A 17177-nucleotide genomic window follows, 5' to 3' on the forward strand; every position below is an offset into this window, starting at 1 on the left:
TTTGTACCCCTTAATGGTGTTTATACCATCCGGCACGCTTAATATCGTTCCAGGACGTAGATTGATGACAGGCATAGCATTCCTCAACTTTAGCTTTAGGCTCGCCTGCCACTTTGGCGGAAATCATTTTAAAATGCTGCATATAGTGACTGGGCGGCGCTTCATGACATTGATTGCAATCACGTGATTGACTCGACGGGTGAATAAACTTTGGCAGTGACCATTTGTCTGTGCTGTGACACTGCACGCAATCCTCTCCAAATAGACCTAAATGGCGATCATCGTTGCTGTGACATTGCGTACAATTTAATAAGGCTTCTTTATCACTGACCTCAGGGTGCACAAACAAGGGATCAGGAGTCTGTTTATTCGCTAGTATGTTCTCCAAAAACGCCATGGTGGCAGCGCCCTCGTCAAACGGGACATTTGGGTTGGGGAGCATATTGAAACCAATGTCGACTAACGCTATATGGCTCATGAGCGAAATATTGGCCGATTCACCTTTGTGCTCTACATGGCAACTTGCACATTCTTTGATGTCGGTATGAAATGCAGTGGGTTGACGCGCTACGATATGCGTATCATTTGCATGACACGCCACACATTTGTCACGCTCAACGCCCTTCACCGGCGTGTGACAACTCAAACAATCATCCGCGAGAAAGGCATGTGCCTTACTGAGTGAACCGGGTTCAACCATTTTTCCCCATGGAATTTGTGCGCTATCTTCAGGCATATGAATGAAATGACTGACGCCAAAGCCAGCAGCAACTAAGCCAAGAACGATTATTATCCATTTCATCATAACCAGCGCAGTCCAAAGTAAACTTCACTGAAAATGTGAAAAAACAGGACTACATAAAGTGTCATTGAAATCACGATGTGAAATTTTAACCAACGAGCAAACCACACCTTCGCGGTGTCATGAATGAGAATGCTGTACTCAACATCGGAAATTGTATCAATGATGGACAGAACCTGGCTTTCTTGTTTGAACAATTTGCTTTGTGCTGAAGTAGGCACATTTAACGTGATGTAAGGAATATGTCGTGCGGATGTTTGGGCAAACGTCGAATATCTGACATCACAGACTGCGTCTTTCAACGCCTGTTTTGCGTTAGAAAGCGCAACGTGGAGTTCATTTACTTGGCGTTTTTTCTCTTTCACATTCGATGAAATAAGACCGAGTACATATCGACCCACAAACCCACTGATCACAACGACCATGATAAAGATAACTAGCGAAACTCCAGTAGCACTATCAAAACGATGGGCGCTATGGATCAGCGCTAGAATAGGCCCCAGCACACCAGCATAGATATGTATACGCAGGAGCGTTGGCATAGCGATGTGCTTCGTCACGACTTTCTTAAGTGATTTGTTACGCTTAATGATCATGTATACCAATGGGATAAGCATTAATACCGAAGCGCTTAAACCCACGCCAAATCCAATAAAACTGCCTGGGAATGCTGGGTCTCTATGCCATACAAAACCGAGCCATAGCAGGATCATTAGGACAACCAAGCTGCTTACAATTGTGCGCTCTTGAGAATTCATTAAGCCTCAACCTCCACATCAGATTTAGGGATAGCTTGGCACGCCAGAATATACCCACTGATCTTATCTTCAGGTTCCAGCCCATCATCAACCTCCATATCGACGTCACCACGTAGCAGTTTCACCTTACAACTCCCGCACGAACCCGCTCTGCATGAATTCTCTATATCTACATCGAGTCCATCAGCGACGTCTAATACGGTCTCATCCGGACCCGCGTGGGCTTCGACGTCTGAAAGACTAAACCGTACTTGTCTGTTGTTGCCTGCGTTGGTGTTAGTGGCTAATTGAGGTTTAACGGGGGCGGGCTTTGGTTTAGCAGCCCCAAACGCTTCGGTTTTAATATGCGTGTCAGGCATACCCAATTCGGCTAGCATTTTTTTCGTTGCATCCATCATTGCAGGAGGACCACAAATATGCGCAGTTTTTGAGGCAATATCTGGCACAAATTCGTTTATCATTGCGGATGAGAAGCGGCCTTGGGGACCCATCCAGGATGTACCCTCTGCTTGAGTCATACTGACCAGTACTTTTAACCGAGGGTGACGTGCTTGCAGATATTTTAATTCCTGCTCAAAAATAAAGTCGTTGGACGTTCGCGTACAAAACAGAAAATAAATATCACCGTCCCAGCACGTCGTCGTTAGGTAGCGAACAGCGCTCATCATCGGTGTGATCCCCACTCCCCCAGAAATCAACACAACGCTGTTTGCACCATGACCATTGAAATAAAATTTACCGCCGGGGGCTTTAATTGAAAGCGTATTTCCTACCTCAACCGCATCATGCATATAACGAGAAACCACACCGAACTCCTCTCGTTTTATCGTAACTTCAAAGTAATACTGTTCAGTGGGCGATGATGCAATGGTGTATGAGCGTTTAACTGGCTTTTCAATACCATCGATGGTCAGTGTGAACGTGACAAATTGACCTGGTTCAAAATCAAATGGAATGGTTTGTCCATCTGGGCTGGCTAGACGTAACGTTTTAACATCATGGGTTTCATTAAAAATCGCGGTTACTACCATATCGCCACTAAACGTGCCCTTGCGCGGTGAGGCAGTGGATGACAATGCGGGCTCGCTAATTTGCGCAGGTGCCGAAGTATGTTGCTGGGCAGGCGGAATAGACTCGGCAACAGAGGAAACTTTTGTCGTTGGCGCTGATGTGCTTGCGGCGTCAGTAGACTTAAGCTCTTCGAGCAGCGCGGCAGCTCTGCGCATCTTAAATCCATACACATACACCATAACGATTGTAAATATGAGTAAAACAAGCATCACTGCGGTGTGCAACGGTGTCATACCAAATAGGGTTGAAGTACCTTTTTCGGGAGCACTGGGAAGCAAATTCATTTGTGACTTGAACCAGGTTAATGCCACTCTTCGCGGTTCTTGCCCGTCTTGTATGGCACGTTTCGCGGCAAGACCACTGTCAAAATGTGCTATACCCTCTTTAACTGTTTCAACAGCCATTTGCATTTGGGAATAGTCTTCAGTGGCAGCTGCGCGGGCAAGCCAATCAAAACCTGTAGCGAGTTGCTCACTTCCTTGTTGCATCCTTGCGGTTGCTTTACTCAGAACAGTCTCTCTTTGTTCGGGTGTGGCTGAATGCATGCGCATTAACGTGGGATAGAGATCTTTAGGTTTGGGTGCACCCATTTTCTCCATCATTTTATCCATGCCTTTTGCCATACCGGGTCCCATCATGGCGCCAGCATTGCCCGGCGGTCCTTTACCTTGTGTAGCAGTCGGCAAAACATCCGTATTAGCGTTGACAGTGGGATCATTGTTTGCTTCAGGATGGTGGCTCGCATGCTCACTATCCTCTGGCTGTTGCTGTGCGTAACTGCTCGTCGTTGCGAATAACAGCATAACGTTCAGAATGACGGCGTAACGTAGAAAAAATGATGTGTGTGGCCACCACATGCTCATAACTCACCTGTTTGTTCGGCCATCCACAGGCTATTTATCTTCGCGATCTGAGAGGGCGTTAATACTGATACCGCTTTCCCTACCGATGTAATAAACTGCAACCGTAAGGCGCTGTTTGTGGCTTCTATTTCAGTAATGGTGTCTTTGATATTGTCGTATTGAGGTAGCCCCTTAGCGGTCAATTCCCACAACGATGCTTCTAACGCACTTCGCTGCTGCGTAAGGCTTTGTTGAGTAGACTCCCACTCAGTTTGGATCGTGAGAAGCGTTTGGTACTGACCATCGGTCAATTCGAGTGGCTCTTTGTGGTTTAAGAAAAAAGCTTGCTCTCCAACGTGGTATAAATGCAGCGCTCCACTGACACCGGGTAAGCTTTCATTTGATGGAGAACCAGATATCTGTGTATTATTTTGTTCAGGTGGTGTACCCATCATTGAGCTGTTTTTCATCATCATCTTGCACATCATTCCCATGCACGATTTCCCGCGCATTAGCATCATGCCTTTATTCTTACTCTTTCCCATTTTCATTGTGTTTTTTGCAGAAAGTGGCATTGATGATGTATTGAGTGAAACACTGGTATCACTCGGATTAACACTCTCATTGCTTTTTGGCTGGGTCGCTAATGAATTGTCTAACGAGCGCAAAGCGGTTTGGATTTTAGCGAAGTCATCAACGTTTAACTCAGGCTGAGTATCTTTAGTTTCAGATGAATTGGTTTTTTTGTCTGGCTCCGTACTTTGTGGTACCGCTGAGCACGCGGTTGTGAATAAGACACTCGCTAATACCAGCGTCACAATAGCCGCTATACGGTAGGGTTGGTGATAAATTCTATTATTCACAACGGCATACTCCTAATTGAAATATCAATCAAAAACCACGGTCAAACTCGACCATGTCATAACGCGTAATTTCGCCATCTAGCACTGTGGCTTCCGCGAAGTGCTCATCCTTAGTTTTTCCAAGGCGAATTTTCCCAACGAACTCTCGTGAATAGCCGTCTTCGCCTTCTGAGATCGCTGTAGCGTCGTAGACAGTTCTATAGACATTAAAAACTTGATGTTCCTTCAAACCATCCGTGTCAGATACACATACCACTACTTGCTTATCATCGACTGTAACAACCTGCCCACTCATGATGTAGTCGTGATAAATCTGGCTTGCGCAGCCGCCGAGTAGTCCAACTGACAAGACTACAATTGAAAAAAACTTAATTAATTTATTCATGTGAAATTCCTGCAATTATTGAAATAGGCGAGACAGCAAATCTCCTCCTGCCTCGTAACGTGGTGATTAGTTCTTTTTGTGCTTATGTATAGGTTTAGACTTTTCAGCGGTGTGCCCCATCATTTGGCTCATCATGTCTTCCATCATCGACATACGCTGTTCCATCATTTTCATTTTGTCTTCGGTGGACATATCACTGTGTTTGTGTTTCATTCCCTTCTCGCTTTTCATTCCTTTTCCCGCTTTCATCCCCATCGAGTCGCTTCCTTCCATCATGCCCATCATGTCTTGCATCTTTTGGGCATGCTCATGCAACATGGCTTCGCGCTTCTCCGGATTCGATTCACTCTTAACGGCATCCAATACCGCGCGCATTTCTTCCATATGCGTCTGCATTTTTTGCATCATCTGACCGTCCATCATCGGCATATCCGATTTATCAGTGTGTTGATGTGCAAAAGACGTCGCAATTGGCGCAGCAACTAAAGCACTGGCCAGTAATAGTGAAGTAAGCTTTTTCATAATAATGTTTCCTTGGGTTATGCTCAGTTGAGCGTTTCAGGTTTAAAATTTACGTCTTGTCACCTTAATCCTATGTCTTAGACTCAGGTCAATAGGCTACTTGGACGATAAAAACTCGGCTAAAGCTTCAAGCTCATCATCTGTAATCGGCATTTGCGGCATTGCAGACGACGAGTTATTAAATTGAGGCTCTTTAACTTTGCGCAAAAAGAATGCCCTGCCTTTTTCGCTGATAACATTATCCAGCGATGGACCGAGCGTTCCGCCTGCGCCTTGCACTTGATGACACCCCTGACAGCCATAGCGAGTGAGCACCTCTTTTGGGTCAGCAGCAAGATTGACAACCTCCTTCACGTTCATTGCTTGAGCAGGTGTTGTAGCAATTTCCATAAATTCGAGAATGGCCTGTACTTCGGCACCCGTCAGGTGTGCCTTTTCTCGCATGTGGGGCATAATGACTTTCCATTCACTCATGGAAAATTCTTGAATTGGCCGACTGTTATGACATCGTGCGCAGTTGTTGTTGATCAATTCTGCACCTGACAATGGCTCGGTACTGCTTACGTGAAGCGAGGTCAACAAGGTGGCGAACAAAACAAAAATGGTAACGGTTAATTGGTTTTTCATCATTAGCCCTCCTAAAAGCCATAGCTGAATTGCACAGCGAAACGTTTGTCATCTGGACCATCAACGACATCAGTATCCTCATAACCCACTTTGATAACTGAACGAGGATCTAACCAGTAGTTAACACCGACCATCCAACGTTCAGCTTCTTCTACTTTTTTGGTTTGAGCATGTTCAATGACAATTTCAGTGCTGCCGAGCCCATCAAATACGTGACCTATAAAAAATGTCCCTTGTAAAAACCACCCATTGCGGGAAAACGAATCGATAACATCTTCGTGATCTCTCTCAACAAACGCATCGGTTTCCGTGCGAATGTACTCGCCTCTTAAAATAGCGTGTGTACTGATCAAGTTGATGTCTACACCATTGGCCTTAATGTCTAATTGCCCATTTTCGTCATAGGCCCCTTGATAATAAGAGGTACCGATTTCTATCGACGGGAGCAGCGCTACGGCAATTCGGCCGCCAAAGGCTTTATTGCTATTGTTATCAGAGCTTGTCGCTTCAAACTCGACCTCAGGAAACGCTTCTCCATGTTCATCCTCATCTGCATCAAGATCTATCGACGCGGCGGGTGAAAATAAGCGAGCCAGTGCAATATCATGGTCGTCGTCCACTTCTTCTTCGTCATGCTCCGCTTCTGACCGAGGTCCGTTTGTCATAAAGACATCAAGAAACACTTTGGCTGAGCCCACTTGATAAACTTGTTGAGCTGCAACACCAACATCGCTCAATATAGGCAGCATGGGATCCATTGCTTGGCTAGAGCCATGCGCGCCATATATTCCAGGCGTCCAGATGCTGCGGTTGATCCAACTGGGATGCCAATTGGCACTAAATTGTCCAAATGGCAGTAGAAATTTACCTGCCGTAATGGTCGTGTTGTCGTTTAAAAAGTAGTGAATATCCGCGTATTCAAGTTCAGTTTCCGTTTCTCCATCTGCATTTAATCCAACCTCAAGCTCAGCTTCTACGTGCATCTTGTCATTTAGACTAAATAAGAAAATCGGCACAAAACGCGCCGAAAACGCATCAGTACCAGCCACATCGGCACTTTCGTATTTTACATCACCGTACCCGACAAAGACGAAACGCTCACTCGATTCAGCCGCGTATAGAGGCTGCGAGATCATAAGCCCAGCGGACAAGATGGTTGCCAGTCGTAGTGTTTTTTTCATTCGCATAGCAGTTTCCAGTATGTACTGTCGTGATTACTAACTTAGGTGTGCGGCAACATAAGCGCCGCTCTAATCTTCTTTGGAATTACGTATACATTAGGAATGCAATGGGGGGGCGGTCATCCGGTGGGATTGAGCGTTTTAACGTGACATACACCTCAATGAAACTATCTGTTTCAATTTCCACAGGCATAAGCCAAGGTGATAGGGCGATAATGGCTAACGATACGTTCGAGTTAGCATTGTCCGAGTAAAAGCAATCAGGGCAATAACACGCTTGTAATGATCCGGTATTCGAACGTTCCGTCGTAGCCTCATCGTCCACGTTATGTGTATAAGCGTGTGCATGAAATCCGACGTCTTCAAATGCATGCGCACTTACTGATACAGAATTGATCAGTAATATGGCAATACAAAATAATGATGTCGTAAATTGTTGCACCCAAATTTCCCCTTTGCTTTTTACAAGTTTAATCCTATAAACCACAGCATAAATGTAATTGATTTGGATCAAATCTTCACAACAATCGGATTACAGTATCATTACAATTCTGTAATCAAATCATTAACTTATTTATCCTTAATGCAAAGTTATCTATTCTCGAACTCGGTTAGTTGACCTCATCTAGATTGCTCTAAAGCAATATGTTTGGGGGGGCTTTTTTTGACTGGGTGAATGGATAACAAGAAATGATGAAGGACAAAGTTGCAGTAATTACCGGTGCAGGTTCAGGCATTGGATTGGCATTAACCAATCAGTTTTTATCAATGGATGATCACACGTTTGTAATTGCAATAGGTCGACAGAGCTCTGAATTGAGAGCGCTTTGTGAAAAGTTTAATGCTCGACTTGTCATCAAGCACATCGATTTCAATCACACAGGGGCAACAAAAAGAATCGAACAGGCGCTCGGGAAATACGAACGCATTGATTATTTAGTGCACTGCGCAGGAAGTGTTATACCGCTGAAACGTATCCACTCAATCGACTATGAAGATTGGTGTGCAACACAAAAAGTGAATAGTGATATCCCGTTTTTAATAACAAAATTATGCCTAAACAAGTTCAAGCATAGCCGTGTACTTTTTTTGACAAGCGATCAACCTGTAACGGCTGTTGAAGGTGCATCAGCATACTGCGTGAGTAAAGCAGCTATACAAATGATGTGTGATTGCTTTAGAAAAGAAATTAGTCATGATATCGCGGCTTTTGCCACAGTGGCCCCAGGGAACGTCGATACGCCGATGCAAAAAAAAATACGAGAGGTATCCAGCGACGTGTTGCCGATGTCAGTGCTTTTAAGAGATATGCATAAAGAAAGCAAACTGCTTCCGCCCCACTTAGTGGCCGAATACCTCTGCCAACTACTAACTCGTATCGACGTTAAGACGTTTGGAGCAACACAGTGGAACGTATTACGAAGCGCAGTTAAAGAGCCGCAACGACCATTGAATGCCAATAGCAATATTTTAACGACAGTGGATAAAGCTTCCTTGCAGTATCTACAAGACAAAATTGATGGCGATGTCTGGGCAACTGGAAGCAAGGAGTATACGTTGCGGCGTCGTGTATTCAATCAAGCCATTTCGCATTTTCCGATTGGGATAGTCGTGCCTCAATCAGAAGCTGATATTGTCAAAATAATCGACTATGCAAACAGGCAAAATTTACAGATTTCTATTAAAGGGGCTGGACATGGTGTAACCGGGGCGGCCGTCATTAATGGTGGGATAGTGATTGATATGTCAACCTTTCAAAGTATAGAACTTTGTGCGGATGGCCAATCAGTTAAAGTCGGTGCCGGCGTTAGAAATCGAGATCTGGATAGATTTTTGTCACATCATAATAAAGTGGTGCCTTTGGGTACCTGCCCGGATGTAGGTGTTGTTGGAGCTACATTAGGCGGCGGTATTGGTTTTTTATCACGTAAATATGGTTTAAGTTGTGACAATGTCTTGGCATTTAACTTGATCAGCGCGGACGGCCAGCAAAGGGTTGTCAGCGCCAGCGAGCATACAGATCTTTTTTGGGCATTACGAGGTGGCGGAGGTGCTCAATTTGGGGTGATCACCGACATAACCTTCAGTTTACACCCTGCACCAGACTCTATTGAAGGTGGGATCATTGAATGGCCAATCCACAAGGCAAATGGGATATTGACACACTATAGCGAAACAGTTTTACAGGGACCGAGAACACAATTTCTGTATGCATACATCGCTCGTTCAACCGCGAAACAAGCAAAAATATCAATTATGGGATTTAGTGATGACCCAGACACTAGCCTGCATGATATTACAAGTTGGGAAACGGATGCTGACATATCCATCACGCACAAACAATACATTGAATGCCAATCCAATAATTATGAGCAAGGGCATGCGTTATACTGGCGCAATGGGATCATTGAGGGCGCACTGACACAAGACTTTATTACAACTGTGTTGCAGTGCTTTCAGTCCTGCCCTGACAATGCAGGAGGCATAATGCTGGATCCGTTATGTGGTGCAATACAAGACGTTGGCGCTCACGAAACCGCATTCATCCATCGCAATGCCTCGTTTGTTTGCAGTATCACCGGCGTAACGCCGCCTGATCAGGTCAATAACGAAGTAACAGAATGGGTTGATCAAACCTACGCGCGATTATCCCCATTTTTTAACGGCCATGCCTACCAAAATTACGACATGGGTAAGGACTTTCCATTGATTGGTTACTATGGTCAGCACACACAACGTTTGATTGCGATAAAACAAAAGTTTGATCCTGAACTTAAATTTGCAGGCTCTCTGCAACGACATTTACAAAAAACTGTATAGCTGATGTAATAGCCTACCAGCGAGAGCTTTTCCAACGAATAACCAAGTTATCAATAAGGATATAAGCAGTGTTAAAATGGATGCTATTGTTTACCCTACTCGTCTCGAACAGTTGTTTTGCAGGCACGGACGATTATGTGCATGCTGACTTCTACAGGGGATTAGCAGGCCTTAAGCAACACGTAGACGAAATTAACCGAGATTTGCTGTTATTGGAAAATGCCACGCTATCCAGTGCTGAGGTCAACCGTCGGCTCGCGCGCATTGAACAAGAAATCGATGCTGTAAAAGCGTTATATGATAAAGCCTACTCTATGCCCCGCACACCGTTAAGCGCATCTGAGCTAGCACAAATAAAGCTATCACTGGATATTCTCGATATGCAAGAAATCCGCTCAAGACTGCAGTCCGACATAACGCAACAACATCAAAGTGTAAAATCGGAGACTCTGCTCGCTTCACGTGACTTTACGAACCAAGCAACACGCAATATGGCGACGAGTGCGTTAACACTTGCAGCCATCCTTGTAGCTGTCATTTCAGCCGTTATCGCATGGATGAATCACGTTCAAAGTAATCGAACCAAAGACGTAAAAGAAAAAGCAAAAGATGATTTGGAGAAACTTAAAGATGCAACTGATCAAGACTTAGTTGAATTAAGGGCGGTAACCCAACGTCAAATTTCAGCGATCACCGAACGACACCAACGCGATATTGATAGACTGACAGATGGGCATCAACAAAAAATAGAGCGTTTGGAGCAAATCAATTTAGAGAAAGTTCAAGATGCGGAAAATGCGTTCGATAAGCTAATGAGTGAAACGGAGACACAAAACGGACTGGTTTTTAAAAACTTGGCTATATCAATTTATCTTCGTCGTTTTTTAATTGAGGACGGTTATGATCGTTTCTTTGATGATTTAAGCGTCACGTCAATCGAAGACAGTACAACTGCACGTTGCGATCCGAGTGTTCTTAGAGAAGTCATCGCGATTCAAGAACATGCGATATCGCGCTTTGAGCGGGTCAAGGACAAGCTAGATGACGCACGAATGCTCTATTTTGAAGCATTATTGGATCTGGCGTTTTATGAAGCAGAAATGACACGTTTCGGTGTATTAAATGATCAAGCCTTAGGGCGAATCAGTGACAGTTTAAACAGTTTTGAAGATAATTTAAGTTTCTGGTTAGCTGAAGAGCGCAGTGAGTACCAAGATCCTGAAAGGCTACCGCGTTTTATTTTCCGCGTAATATGCATGGTTGACAGCTTAATTTTCATACGAGTCTGCGAACTTGAAAAAAACATCTTCACAAAAGAAGCAGCGAAAAAGGAGATGTTGTTTCATACAAGACAACTCTTAGCCGAAAAAGGTATGGCTACTGATGACGCTATCAGTGGAGTTCTTGCGGGGGAACAGTGTGCCAGTCTGTGGAAAAAATATATTGAGTTTCAGACAGAACGTCCAAAATTATTCGAACGCTAGCGGTAGTCTGGGTTTGTTGGAACCAAAAGCATAACGGATCTCCTCGTCTGTAATATTGTTGTTGCATTGACAGTCATTACCCTCAAAGTATATCGACAGTACTACTAATACGCAAGCATATGTCGCGTTGTACCCGTTAACGTAACGAACAAGTTCCCAGTAATGACAATATCACAGCTCTGCACTGAAAGTCTTTTTGTGCATGCCACTGGCAATGCTAAATGGCGTTAGCCAACCACTACGTAAATAGCTCCTAAAATGGCAAAAAATATCGGCTGATGTAACACATATACCGCTAAACTATGGCGTCCTAGAAATGTAATTTTTGTTGATAATTTAAGCGAAGCACCGGGGTCTAATCCCTTTTCAAAAAGATGACCTAAGCCAATACCCAACAAAACAACACCTGTCCATGGGAAAAGTGCCACGTAATCGTTGGGCGATGGCGGCAGCCCAAGCTCCCAAAAGTTAAAAGGCCATTTGCTCGTAACCACACCCGTTAGAAATAACACAACAGTAAATACGCCAACAGTGGCCGCAATTGCCGGATAGCGAACAAGCGGCAAGCATAAAATACTGGCAACTGCGACAAAGTGTAAAACACCAAAATAAATCCAATTGTTATGGAAAAAGGTGTAGGTGAAAAGCGATATGATTAACGCCCATATCACTATCCACACAATACGTTTAGCAAAGGATTTGAAATCAACCCGTTGGCGATGCGCAAATACCAACGATGCTCCCACGCTCAGGAAAAAAAGCGTTAAGATGACATAGCGAAATTCTTTCCATCCTTTACCATTTGGCACATTCCAATCAACCCAGCCAAAAAAGCGCAGGTCGTACGCAAAATGAAAAATCACCATCAGTACAATTGCAATGGTACGTATGATGTCTATCGTTACGTTACGAGTACCGGCCATTCTTTATTCGCCTAATGATGGTCATGCGGTCGTTTATCGCGCGTAGAAGAATGTGAATGGATGACTTTCCAACCCGAATTCGTGCGCTTGAACAAGTATGTTTGATACCCGTTTTTATCAAAGGTTTCGCTTGATCTTCGAACTTCACCAGACACATTGATAGTTGTGATCGCCCATGCCATGTCATCATCTATCGAAATATCCATATCCAAAATATCGATGGTAAGGCGCGAGAGTACTTCTTTTTCCGGCTCTACGTGATTTTCGACAAGATCCTTTAATCCCTTATTCTGCCCTCCTGACTCAATGTATCGGGCACCTGTATGATCGAGATAATGCTGATAAAAAGGGCGACCATTGCCAGACTCCCATCCCTTCTCAATTGCTATGATTATTTTTTCAATCGCCGTTTTGTCTGCGTCTACTTGCGCTGCATATACGCCCTGCACGGCACTAGTCAACAGCATTATTAATGTTGCTCGGATGAATAACGTCATTTTTATTTGTCCTATAAAGTAAGTAGTTAGTGGGACCAATGGATGTGACTTATCACCCAATTGCCATCGATACGCTTAAGTACCAGAGTTTCATTGCCTTGTTTATCAATTTGCTTATCTTTGTATAAGCCCACAGTGTGACTTCTTGAAATTGAGACTGCCGTATCCCCATAAACATGAACATAGTGCTCAATGGTTGCGGTTTTAACCGAAGAAGAAAATCGCATATCAGCTTGCAAATGATGCTTGCGATACTCTTCAGCACTGCGTTCTATGCGTGCCCCTTCTAAGATAATGACATTGGGAGATAGCGCGCTCATAACGCTTTCCGCTTGTCCTTTGGCTAACGCTTCGTGAAATGAGAGTACAGTGCGTCCCGCTTCAGTTTGTAAACCACTAAACTTCGTTGCTTTGAGCTCGCTTCCTGTAGATGGCTCATGAGCAAATACACAAAACGAAAGCAACGATGTAGACAAAAGAGCAATTAAAAAATAGTTATTTTTCATGTAGATCCTTAGTTAAGATTGAGGGCCAAGCACCGTAGTCAACACGGCGGTGATCACAAAAATGCATAGCCCAAGGACCATTTCAATTTGGATCGAACGGCGCAAGACCATCGCAGCGTTACCGTGAGTTAACAGCCTGGGAGTTAATTTAAATTTATGCCATGCAGCGAGCAGCAGGATTGCTGTGACAAAGGTCAGCTTTATCAGCAGGCTGAGCCCGTAAGTTTGATTGAGTAAATTACTCACAGTACCGATGAGTTCCCACGCAAGGAGCGCACCAACAAGGAGCAACAAGCACACTAGCCCAATAGCAAGATGGCCAAAATGGCGCATGAGCATATTTAACACTACAGGGGATAGATGCTTACAAGCATCAGATAAGGGCCAAAGTGCGCCTATCCAACTAAGTGCAATGACCACATGCACCGCCAAGGCATAGCCATATAAACTATCCAGTTGTACAGTGTGACCGGAGAGCATAAAAGTATAGCCAACGCTCCCCCATTGAATAATTGCAACAATGAGTGTCACATATGCATTAGGTGTTATTTTGCGAGCGAGTTGCCAATAAACCATCCCACAGAATACTAAGCCGACGATAAACACACACAACCGACTGAGCGCGACGGTTCCTAGTGCAGACTGTGCAACCATATTTTGCATGACAGTATCAAACATGCCGGTGAATCCGCTTTGAGACAGAGCCCCCACTTGGAAAAAGAAATCCAATATCGTCGCCAATAAGCCGATTAACGCCAACAGGGTCATATAGTTCAAAATATATGATTGCCAAAGAAGTCTGGTCTGGGACGGCCTATCCTGAATAAAAGGCATCATAAGAAAGAGCAGAAAACCACCCATTAGCCCCGACAGCCCGAGATAGACCAAAAGCTTACTGGATAGAATTAATGCTTCCCATATTGGCATGTTGAAATATCCTCTTTAGTGGTTCTTGTGTTGGCTGTGGGATTTCTTGTCTTTTTGCATAGACATATTGCCGTGTACCATAAATGTGAATGAGCCCTCCATTTTGTGCCCGTCCTCGCCCAGTAACATCCACTGTGCGGTATAGTTGCCTGGGGACAATACGGGCAATTCATAATCAAATGAGGTACTCGGTTCCATTGTTGGTATAAATCCAAACGAGACAGGTTCACTGTTTTGACTGTTCAAACTTAATTTGGCTAAACGAACGGGCTCCGTAAAAGAAACGGATAACTGCGGTGGTGATGACATTAACATCGCGTTGTTTTTCGGTATTGATGCGTTCATCGATGTGTGCGCAGAAATACTTGTACTCATGAGCACAGTGGTAAGTAAGAGAGTTGATAGTAGTGTTTTCATAAGTAAACCTCGATAGTTTTAAGTAGTGGTAAAGGGTGAAAATGAATCGATTTGTATTGCACGTTCATTGACGGAATAACGGGTTAATAAACTGGACACGTCTTTCATCATGGCGGGATGCCCACAAACAAAAAATAAACAACGGTCGAGAGCACGATGGGCGGATAAAAATGCATCAAGGGGCTTTTGAACATAACCTGTTTGTCCGCACCAAATAGAGGATGTGTTTGACACGATAGGCTGATAGGTGAAATTGGCGTGCTGTGATCCAACCACTTTCAGCCAGCAATGGTTCGCCAGTTCAACGGGGTGTTTCGCGCCGTAAAATAGGGTTATTGGTGCAGTCGCGCGCATCCCAAATATGAGTTCATCAATTAACGCTTTTAAAGGTGCTATTCCTGATCCTCCGCCTATCAAAATGATATCTCGCTTTGATAGATCAACAGGTAAATTAAACCCGCCCTCAGGAGCGCCCAAGTTCACAACAGTGCCAACGTTCAAATTAGCTAGATGAAAAGAACCAATCCCCGGTCTTTGGTTTGGTGAGTGCGCAGGTTGCATCTTTATATTAAATGTAAGAACACCAGAACCATCATTTCGATTAGCAATTGAATAGTGCCTTACGGTCTTTGGATGGAAAAAGGTTTTTGGTTCACAACATGGCCAATAACGCTGAAAACGTTTTGGTAAGTGTTCTGGAAAGGCCAGCGATTGACCTTCCTTTATCGTGAAGTGAACGAAGCTACCAGGTTTAAAATCCAGAGCCTCTGTCCCTTGATATTGAAATCGTAGTTCTTTGATAAAGGGTGTAATGAAGGTGTTTGAAATCAATTCAAAAGATAGTGTAGAACGTTTTGAACATTCAACTAGTTCAACAGCACGATTTAATTCGCTGCGTTGTTGACAAGCTAATCGATAACCTGACGCCAACCTTTCTGGAGACAGTCGGTAATGCTCTGCAACAGAAATGGAAGCCGATGGATTAAGAAGGACGACACATTGGCCGCACGTCCCCCCTCCTCCACACACCGACTCAATAGCAATAGCACTGCGTTGCAAACTATCCAGAAGCGAATCATTCGCGCTAGCTGTAACGCATTGCGTATGACCTTGCGGATCTCGTACCACTAATTTGTGCTTGCTATGGGACCAACCAATCTGCATTTGTTTGTTTTTAATTCGGCTGACTAACCAAGTAATTCCAGTGATGCTCAATAGCACGGTGAGCAACGCAAGCAGCTTGATCCACCAGTGATCAAAAGAGCCGGTCCTCTCATAATCCATAAAATGCAATAGCATCAATACGTTTATCCACTCCTTATTCTCATCTATTACTCCAGCTATTTCGCCCGTAGATGCACGGATATAAATGTGCGTTTTTTCAGTATCAGATAAACGTATATGCCAAACCGATTGCCGCTCTTTGGGTAGGTGCTCTATTGGGGGGAAAACAAGGCGTATGTCTTTAATAGGCGACGTTAAATGGAACTGACTACTGACAAGATCACGAATATCACTTTCTGTTAACTGAATATTCTGTCCAGTCACCGCATCAATGAGTTGATAATGTCTCTCATTGGTATGTCGAGCATATTGCGTCAAGAGCTTGTAAGCCGGATTACCCATAAGACTAATCAGCTCTATCGTTAATGTACCGGGCAAACGTGAAAGCACAGACTCTACTGGTAATAAGTTTACTGGCGAAACACTATTGACGATGGGATCACTGGCGGCTCTGTTGAGCGGCTTGCTATGCTCAGCCTGCCCCAACAAAAATCCGGTAGTAAGCCAAATCATTAATTGTGAAAACACAATTAATGCGAAGTACTTATGAATGATGCGCGCGTACATACTAATCGATGACCTTTCGCGATGCTGACCAAGAGCGCGGAAGCAATATCAAACCAGCGAGACAGGCAAACAACCCTGCGGCAGTCATGCTCACCAATAGTGCGTTACTGATATCCTCACCATCTTGGTAATCCATTATGTGGATGCGCCAAAGCCAATCAAACACGTACCAAGGCGCATGCCGAATGTATTCCACTGTACCCAAGTCTTGGCTGATATAGAGTATGGGTGCAAATAAACCTTTAAATTCGACTCGCCATAATGGACGCCCTCGCGCCCCGACTGCGGTATCTTCATCGGTTTTATGCAGCAATGTGACAGTCTCAACGTCATACGGTTGGTTTACTCGCGATATTGCGATGGCGGCAGCCTGTTTATCTGACAGCGGCTTCACAATGTCTCCGGATAAACCACTGACCAAAATAGATTTACCTCCTTGCATTAATTGATAAACAGGCTCTCCTCTTAAGGTCGTTAATACGATTGATGTCGCGCCTGGAACCCGGCTAAGTGCATCCTCAAAGCCAATATCTAACCTTGGTGATGATGAAAGTTTAGATGGCGCTTTAAGGAAGTGATCGCCATGAATATAGTGAATATCAAACCACACCATATAGAGTCCACTCAACGCCCACAACAGCATCTGCCCGCCGACTACCAACATCAGATAACCATGTAATCGACGAGCAATACGGCTCATG

General features: G+C 44.3%; 18 protein-coding genes. 2 read left to right on the top strand and 16 right to left on the bottom strand.

From position 1 onward, the window contains the following. Positions 1–10 precede the first annotated feature (10 nt). The 9 genes from GMES_RS06645 to GMES_RS06685 all read right to left on the bottom strand — a co-directional run bounded on the left by GMES_RS06645 (position 11) and on the right by GMES_RS06685 (position 7493). Positions 11–805 carry a cytochrome c3 family protein gene (locus GMES_RS06645; protein WP_006991851.1) on the bottom strand — a complete coding sequence of 265 codons (795 nt, stop codon included), beginning with the start codon at positions 803–805 and terminating at the stop codon, positions 11–13. Then, the gene (locus GMES_RS06650; RefSeq protein ID WP_006991852.1) at positions 802–1560 is read right to left on the bottom strand and encodes a hypothetical protein; all 759 of its coding nucleotides are present in this window, start codon (positions 1558–1560) and stop codon (positions 802–804) included. Before GMES_RS06650 ends, GMES_RS06645 begins: the two co-directional genes overlap by 4 nt. Then, a complete protein-coding gene (locus GMES_RS06655) occupies positions 1560–3494 on the bottom strand; it encodes a 2Fe-2S iron-sulfur cluster-binding protein (RefSeq protein ID WP_006991853.1) in 1935 nt (644 codons plus the stop codon). Before GMES_RS06655 ends, GMES_RS06650 begins: the two co-directional genes overlap by 1 nt. Further along, positions 3491–4336, bottom strand: a complete 846-nt coding sequence (locus GMES_RS22430) for a hypothetical protein (RefSeq protein WP_006991854.1) — start codon at positions 4334–4336, stop codon at positions 3491–3493. Before GMES_RS22430 ends, GMES_RS06655 begins: the two co-directional genes overlap by 4 nt. Before the next feature lie 28 nt (positions 4337–4364). Continuing rightward, complete coding sequence (locus GMES_RS06665; RefSeq protein WP_006991855.1) at positions 4365–4721, bottom strand: hypothetical protein; 357 nt, start codon at positions 4719–4721, stop codon at positions 4365–4367. Between the two features lie 66 nt (positions 4722–4787). After that, positions 4788–5243, bottom strand: a complete 456-nt coding sequence (locus GMES_RS06670) for a hypothetical protein (RefSeq protein WP_006991856.1) — start codon at positions 5241–5243, stop codon at positions 4788–4790. Between the two features lie 96 nt (positions 5244–5339). Then, positions 5340–5873 carry a c-type cytochrome gene (locus GMES_RS06675; protein ID WP_006991857.1) on the bottom strand — a complete coding sequence of 178 codons (534 nt, stop codon included), beginning with the start codon at positions 5871–5873 and terminating at the stop codon, positions 5340–5342. An 8-nt stretch (positions 5874–5881) separates the two neighbouring features. Next, the gene (locus tag GMES_RS06680; RefSeq protein WP_226990260.1) at positions 5882–7051 is read right to left on the bottom strand and encodes a porin; all 1170 of its coding nucleotides are present in this window, start codon (positions 7049–7051) and stop codon (positions 5882–5884) included. 85 nt (positions 7052–7136) lie between these two features. Then, positions 7137–7493 carry a hypothetical protein gene (locus GMES_RS06685; protein WP_006991859.1) on the bottom strand — a complete coding sequence of 119 codons (357 nt, stop codon included), beginning with the start codon at positions 7491–7493 and terminating at the stop codon, positions 7137–7139. A 248-nt stretch (positions 7494–7741) separates the two neighbouring features. Here GMES_RS06685 and GMES_RS06690 point away from each other — a divergent pair, with 248 nt between their 5' ends. Both GMES_RS06690 and GMES_RS06695 read left to right on the top strand, forming a co-directional pair. Continuing rightward, positions 7742–9871 (top strand): SDR family NAD(P)-dependent oxidoreductase, encoded by a 2130-nt coding sequence (locus GMES_RS06690; protein ID WP_006991860.1) that lies wholly within the window; start codon positions 7742–7744, stop codon positions 9869–9871. A 68-nt stretch (positions 9872–9939) separates the two neighbouring features. Beyond that, positions 9940–11355 carry a hypothetical protein gene (locus GMES_RS06695; RefSeq protein WP_006991861.1) on the top strand — a complete coding sequence of 472 codons (1416 nt, stop codon included), beginning with the start codon at positions 9940–9942 and terminating at the stop codon, positions 11353–11355. Between the two features lie 227 nt (positions 11356–11582). On the opposite strand, the gene GMES_RS06700 is transcribed toward GMES_RS06695, so the two are convergent. Genes GMES_RS06700 through GMES_RS06730 form a run of 7 tightly spaced genes read right to left on the bottom strand, consistent with a single transcriptional unit; the run spans position 11583 to position 17176 of the window. Further along, a complete protein-coding gene (locus GMES_RS06700; RefSeq protein ID WP_006991862.1) occupies positions 11583–12278 on the bottom strand; it encodes an acetyltransferase domain-containing protein in 696 nt (231 codons plus the stop codon). A gap of 11 nt (positions 12279–12289) precedes the next feature. After that, positions 12290–12775 (bottom strand): nuclear transport factor 2 family protein, encoded by a 486-nt coding sequence (locus GMES_RS06705; RefSeq protein ID WP_006991863.1) that lies wholly within the window; start codon positions 12773–12775, stop codon positions 12290–12292. 26 nt (positions 12776–12801) lie between these two features. Beyond that, positions 12802–13281 carry a YybH family protein gene (locus tag GMES_RS06710; RefSeq protein ID WP_006991864.1) on the bottom strand — a complete coding sequence of 160 codons (480 nt, stop codon included), beginning with the start codon at positions 13279–13281 and terminating at the stop codon, positions 12802–12804. A gap of 12 nt (positions 13282–13293) precedes the next feature. After that, positions 13294–14208, bottom strand: a complete 915-nt coding sequence (locus GMES_RS06715; protein ID WP_006991865.1) for a CopD family protein — start codon at positions 14206–14208, stop codon at positions 13294–13296. A gap of 15 nt (positions 14209–14223) precedes the next feature. Beyond that, positions 14224–14625: a copper resistance CopC family protein gene (locus GMES_RS06720; RefSeq protein WP_039986817.1), complete on the bottom strand. Its 402-nt coding sequence runs from the start codon at positions 14623–14625 to the stop codon at positions 14224–14226. A gap of 18 nt (positions 14626–14643) precedes the next feature. Next, on the bottom strand, positions 14644–16476 hold the full coding sequence (locus tag GMES_RS06725) for a 2Fe-2S iron-sulfur cluster-binding protein (protein ID WP_006991867.1): 1833 nt from the start codon (positions 16474–16476) through the stop codon (positions 14644–14646). Position 16477: 1 nt separating this feature from the next. Further along, a complete protein-coding gene (locus GMES_RS06730; protein WP_006991868.1) occupies positions 16478–17176 on the bottom strand; it encodes a hypothetical protein in 699 nt (232 codons plus the stop codon). Between the last annotated feature and the right edge of the window lies 1 nt (position 17177).

The organism is Paraglaciecola mesophila KMM 241 (assembly GCF_000315015.1).
GTDB lineage: Bacteria > Pseudomonadota > Gammaproteobacteria > Enterobacterales > Alteromonadaceae > Paraglaciecola > Paraglaciecola mesophila.